At 41.9% G+C, this 7,043-nt stretch carries 1 protein-coding gene; it reads right to left on the reverse strand.

What is annotated here, in order from left to right; genetic code table 11:
* Positions 1 to 18: 18 nt before the first annotated feature.
* Positions 19 to 6,855, reverse strand: coding sequence for a DUF1542 domain-containing protein (locus ACSYSN_RS06000; RefSeq protein WP_491711978.1), 6,837 nt, complete (start codon positions 6,853 to 6,855; stop codon positions 19 to 21).
* Positions 6,856 to 7,043 lie beyond the last annotated feature (188 nt).

Consider the following 7,043-nt stretch of genomic DNA (forward strand, 5'->3'; position numbering starts at 1 on the left):
CAACTAGTAACTTCTTGACTAAAAATTCGCTTTTTTCACAAACTCATTGTGACCAACTGTAAAGTATGACTTGCCGTGAATCTTCACTACACTACCATAGGTTTGAATTGTCTTGTTCTTCCTAAGAACCTTTCTACCTAGACGGTGGCCATACTCACTATAAACGAATGAGGTGGTCTTTAATCTACGAGCAGTTCCAGTAATATTTCCACTTGCAACATAGTGACCGTCGCCAATCGCAATGTAGTTCTTCCCATTAATTGTCTTTGTCTCACCAGTAGTGGCCCTAGAACCAGCTAAGAGAACATACTCACCAACGCGTTTTCCAGTAGCGTCATAAACATATGAATCATGTAAGATATCAGCATTAGGATTTACATTTTCAGCCAGCACATTACGTGCTTCTTTCAAAACAGAACCAAAGTTCCGAGCCTTAACATAGTGGTTGTCGCTAGTCATGTAGTAAGCCTTACCATGAATCTTAACCGGATCACCGTACGTGCTGACTACTGAATTTTTCTTCAGCGCATTTTTCCCAATACGTTTTCCTTGACGATTATAAACAAAGGCATTTTTTTGTAGACTGCGTCTTTGTTCAACCGTATTATTAACGGCAATGTAGAGATCTTCATCTATTCGGTAGAATTGCCGATCATTAATCTTTTCAGTTCCGTAAGTTGTAATTGTTGAACCTTTTTTTGCAATCAATAAGTTAGCACGCTTACCTTCTTTGTTGTAGAAGTAAGCATTATGTAGCAGCACTTTCGGACTGGCCTTAGACTTGTCAAGCGGCTTGTCAGCAGCATTGGAGCCGTTGGACCCGTTCGTGGTACCTGCAGCATTTGAGCCATTCGAACCGTTAGCGCCGTTGCTACCATTAGTTCCATTACTGCCCGATCCACCATTCCAGCCGCTAGAACCGCCAGAATTATTTGTACCCTTGCCGCTACCATCAGCAACTATTTTATTAATTTGGTTTATGCCGTTATTCTTGGCATCATCAATTTCATCAGCAGTTTGGGCATTATTAATAGCATCTTTAGCTGCATTAGCAGCATTGTCAACCGCCTGCTTATCCTTTTGCTTTTCAGCATCAGTTTTACTTTTATCTTGATTAATCTTATCCTTGGCCGCACTTACTGCATCATCGATTGCTTTATTTGCGTCGGCTTTTTGCTCATCGAGTGGCTTACCCGGGACATATTGAGCATTAATTGCTTTAAGTCCAGCTGTTTCTTGATCATTGATTTCTTGAGCTGTTGTTGCTCGATCAACGGCGTTTTGAGCCTTTTCAAGCTCGTGATCAATGTTAAGAAGCTGTTGCGCCTTAGCCACTTTATTCAGCCGGACATCTTTATTTATTGCAGCTTTAGTTGTAGTTGCTTCTTGAACAAGTTCATCCTTAGCCGTCTGCTTCTGGGTCGTTAAATCTGTCCCACCTACATGCTGAGCATGAATTGCACTAATTCCTTCGTTGTAGGCAATTTGAACAGCATCTGCATTAGCTGCTTGGTCAATCTTATCAAGCGCTTTTTGCTTTTGATCTTCTACAGTTTGGATTTGTTGAGCTTTAGCTGTTTGATCAAGAACAGGATCATTGTTAATGATTGTGCTGACAATTTTTGCTTCATCTGTCACTAATTGCTTAGCATGTTCTTTTTGTTGCTCCAAAGTTATTGGGTTAGTCACGTACTGGGCATCAATATTGGTAATGCCACGATCACGTGCATCGATAACATTTTGAACTTCCGTAGCATTTTGAATATTTGTTTTAGCAATATCTGCTGCTGCATCTACATCAGCATTTTGAGCATTTTTAGCTTTACTATCTAATGAGGTATCATTAGCAATTTGCTTTTTAACTTTTAGTACTTCTTCATCAATATCCGCAACCGCTTTAGCTTTTTGATTAGCTAAATTGCCGTTTGATACATGTTGCGCATCAATTTTGATAATTCCTTCATCTCGAGCATTCTTAACACCTTGAGAATCCGTTGCATTATCAATTGCCGTTTTGGCAATTGCCGCTTCCGTATCGACGTTGGTTTTTTGCTTAGCCTTAGTCGCATCATCTAAGGTTGGATCGGCATCAATTTCACCCTTGACCTTAGTTGCTTCCGCATCAATTGCAGCCTTAGCATTCTTCTTTTGGTCTGGCAATGGAATATTACCTGGAATGTGGTCCGCATCAATCTTCTTTATGCCGTCATCGGTGGCATCCTTAACCTCTTGTGCATCAGTGGCATTGTTAATCGCCGTCTTCGCATCAGCCGCATCTTTGTCAACATTAGCCTTTTGGGCCGCTTTTTCTGTACTATCTAAAGTTGGATCAGCATCGATTTCTCCTTTAATCTTAGCGGCTTCATCATCAATTGCTTTTTGTGCGTTTTTCTTCCGGTCTGGCAATGAAATATTACCTGGAATGTGGTCCGCATCAATCGCAATAATACCAGCTTGTTCTGCTTCTTTTACACTTTGAGCATCACTTGCTTGGTTGATATTATTCTTAGCGATGGTCGCATCTTTATCAACCTTAGCTTTTTGAGCTGCTTTTTCAGTATTGTCTAAGGTTGGATCGGCATCAATTTCACCTTTGACCTTGGTTGCTTCATTGTTAATTGCCGCAACAGCATTAGCTTTTTGGTCTGGCAGGGAAATATTGCCTGGAATGTGGTCACTATCAATCTGGGCTATCCCTGCATCTCTAGCATCGTTAACTCCTTGAGCATTAGTGGCCGTGTTAATGTTTACTTTAGCTGCAGCGGCATCAATGTCGACAGCATTTTTCTGCGTCTTTTTGGCTTGGGCATCTAAAGTTGGATCCGCATCAATCTCGGCCTTAACCCTAGTAGCTTCGGCATCAATCGCTGCAATCGCATTCGTCTTCTGATCAGGCAAGGAAATGCTGCCTGGAACGTGGTCCGCATCAATCTTAGCGATCCCTTCATTCTTAGCATCAATTACCCCTTGGGCCGTAGTCGCACTGTTGATCTTGTCTTTAGCAGCCGCCGCGTCACGATCGACATCAGCCTTTTGCTTGTTCTTAGTGGCCGTGTCTAAAGTGACATCCGCATCAATCTCGCCCTTGACTTTAGCGGCTTCATCATCAATTGCCTTTTGAGCATTATTCTTTTGATCAGGTAGGGAAATATTTCCTGAAACGTGGTCACCATCAATCTTGATGATCCCCGCTTCCTTGGCATTCTTGACTTGTTGGGCGTTAGTAGCGTTATTAATCGCTGTCTTGGCATCAGCTGCGTCTTTGTCAACGTCACCCTTTTGTTTCTTCTTGGCGTCATCATCTAAGGTTGAATCGGCATCGATCTCACCCTTGACCTTAGTGGCTTCGGCATCAATCGCCGCCAGCGCAGCCTTCTTTTGGTCGGGCAAGGAAACACTACCTGGGATGTGGTCACCATCGATCTTAACGATTCCATCATTCATCGCAGTCTCAGCAGTCTGCACATCAGTTGCTTGCTTAATTGCATCCTTGGCAGCAGTTGCGTCTTTATCAACGTTATTCTTTTGTTGTTGCTTGGTATCATCATCTAAAGTTACGTCAGCATCGATTTCACCTTTAATTTTAGTGGCTTCATCATCGATTTGCTTACTGTAATCTTTCTTTTGTTGATCAAGCGCAATCCCGGCTACGTGAGCGGCGTCAATCGCTGCAATCCCATCTTGCTTGGCCTTTTCCACTCCACTAGGATATTCAGCCTGATTGATATTAGCTTTGGCATCCGTTGCAGCCTTATCAACAGCAGTCTTTTGTTCTTGCTTAGCATTATTATTTAGAGTTGGATCTGCCTCAATCTCACCCTTAACCTTAGTCGCTTCGGCATCAATTGCTTGGATTGCTGCTTCCTTTTCGATCGCTAGTGAGTGATACCGATATACGATGGTATCTGTTCCATTGCCTATCTCAAACACTGAGCCCAGTGATACTGATTGACCATTGATCTCAACGTGATCTGGCGCCCAATTTTTAACATCTGGTGCAGTTGGAACCTTAATACTTTGTCCAGTTACACCGTTGATCTCAATCAAATTATCTGGATTAAGCGTATTCCCTTGCATGTCAACGTATGTCGGGCTGATCTTTTGCGGGTTACCTTCTACATAGATAGTAACTACTGGGTTGATTTCGGATACCTTTGTAGTCGTTGGCTGACTAGCGGCCCCCTTTGCATAGTGGTAACCAGCGGGAACGTTGTCTTCAGTATAGTATTTGTCAGTCCAGTCAATCGTGTTACCGTAGTTGGCCGGAACAAGGTTACCAATTGCTTCTTTACCTGTCTGGCCTGATAGCGGTGAAGTCAGAATCCGATCTTTATGGTTAACATCAACGTATTGGTAAGTAACGTTTTGCTTAGTGCCGTAGACATAGACCTTATAGGTATAAGTGTCACCCTCCATTGGGGCAATTCCAACAGCAGCTTGGCCAAATGAATCACCGTTGTCACCTTCTGTGGTCGGGTCGCCGCCACTTTGAGCGTCTGCTTTAGCTCCAGGGAAAATTTGATTTCCGAGCGCCCACATATAGCCTCTAGGCATATTCTTGACAACAACATCACTGGTAATCAGGGGTAGATATTTACCAATATAAGCATCACTACCTAAATTCAGCTCAACTGGCAAGCCAACATTCTTACCATTTTGGTCGACATATTGAATGTTAACCTTACCAACTGGAATCGCAATAGTCTGCAATTCACGCGTGGTTGGTGTAACAATGTTTGATGTTGCAGTATTACCAGTTAAGTCAGTAACCGTTGCTTGACCGTTAGTTACCACCATCTTGGTGAACTTAGCTGTATTGTCACCATCGGCACTATTAGCCTGGGAATTACTGCTCAACCAAGTCTTAATGTTGGAATTATTCAGTGTTACTGTTCCAGAACCCGAAATAATCCCTGCACCAGTTGCGACTGGGTTACCATTAGCGTCTTGAATGGCCAAGTGCAACTGCTTTGGTGAAATAAAGGTAACACTAGCCGAGTCATTAACCCGAATTACCGAATCATTAGCCCGCTGGTTGATGTCAAAAGTGGTTCCGGCATTAAACTCTGCCTTTTGTGTACCCCACAGCCGAATCGCATTAGGTTGCGTCGTAACAGGGGCGGATAAGTGGAAATTCTGGCCAAACTTATATTGTGCTTCTCGAACTCCACCCTGCATACCATTTAGGAAATATTGGAAACCTGTCTGTGTCCACTTAACGTTGTCACCAACTGTTACCCCATTAATGTTGTTGTACATCGCTGGATAGTTAGCTGGGCGGCCATTGAAGGTATATGCTTCGTTGGAAGAATTGTCACCCATCGTAATGGTGTTACCGTAACCGACACTACCTTGTGGTGCAACATATGACATAAAGAACTGGGAGAACTGAATATCGTTACTGGTTCTATTCATCGTCACATGTGCATTATTGGCAAAAACAATCTTGCCAACGCCACGTGTAACCTCATTTGAAATATTGAAGACGTTATCGCCTGAGAAGGTAACCATTGATCCATTAGCCATCAAGGCGTGAATTGGATTATTGCCGTTAGCAGCACTGCTAGATAAAGTTATATTATCCAGGTTTACTTTCAAGCCAGACCCATCTGGAGAATACACCAAAGAACTTGAATCCCCATCGTTGTATGTATAACCTTGTTGGAACTTAGTATTAGTCAAAGTTACCGTTGTTATATTTGAATATGGTACACCTAAATATGATAGGGTTTGGTTTCCCAAATCAACCGTATGGCCATTACCGTTAACAACTACGCTAGCACCGGCAGCACGACTGCCAATAATGCCACCGGTATAGGCAATGTCCTTAGTAATATTAATATAGGTTACACTGGCATCAGCCCAAGCTGCTATTAAACCATTGAAATCGGCTACATCTACTACTTTTTGTTGATACTTGTCCGGACTCGTTATTTGGTCAGGAGTAGCAATATCCAATGAGGTTGGGGTTGAACCTGCTGGCTTATCAACATCCTTGTTAAAGTCGTCACGATTGCTATCTGGGTCGGCACCAACCGCAACGCTCTTAGCAGCATCATAACCGGCTGCCACGATGGCTCTTGGCGTAACTTCTACTTCTGAGTTAGATTCGTTCGCGCTGTTTTTGCTAATAGAATTATCTGCTAACTTTGCTCCTGAAATATCTGTTGTTATTTCATTAGCAGGTATGTCAACTGAAGTACTAGACGGCATCGAAGTATCTATTAAAGAGCCGTAGTCCTTCAATTCGTTGACAGTCCGCTTAGAACTTCTAGTAGTTGAACCTGCCTTTAAAAAATTATTTAGGCCAGAGTAGGTTGACAACTTTTCAGCTGAAAAGGACTTTAGGCTATTGCCCTTTGGCTTATTAACTTTTGGGACATTAGTTTTTCTCGCAACTGCTTTAAATTCAAGGGCAACTGGCCGATAGCTGGAATTAATACTGCTTACGGCACTATCCAGCAATGTTTTGACGCTAGTTATATCTGTTGCAGCATTAATTCTACTCTTAGCCTCATCAAATAAAGCACTAGCATTTTTAACTTGCTTTGCTTTTTCAAGATGAGTTAGGCTGCGATCAGAGTTGATTCTCTGTTCAACGGAATTAGTAGTTGTTAATAAAGTGTTAATTGCTGCTAGCTTAGCATCATTAACCGCTTGCGTATCACTCCCAGTCGACGCAGCTTCACTTTCACCAGGTTGACTTTCAACTTCAGCAGCTTCTACCGCTGAAGTGTTATTCATTAAAGCTACTGCTCCACTTCCCAACATGAAGGTTAAGACAGAATAACTAATCAACCAGCCCTTTTTACTTTTATGCATTTTATAGTTTTTATTTTTTATTTCTTCAATCATTCTTAAATCATCCAAAATGCAATCACCATTCTTTTCAAAGATTTAACATAGTTATATTAAATTTAATTTCATTACTCTAGTATTTTATCATGATTAGAAAGCTCTTTCCATGTCTATCATGATTATATTTTTACCAATTCAAGAATAAAGAAATAGACGCCACTTGATGTGGTTTGTTTTTTTATTGC

Source organism: Lactobacillus sp. ESL1191 (assembly GCF_058504435.1).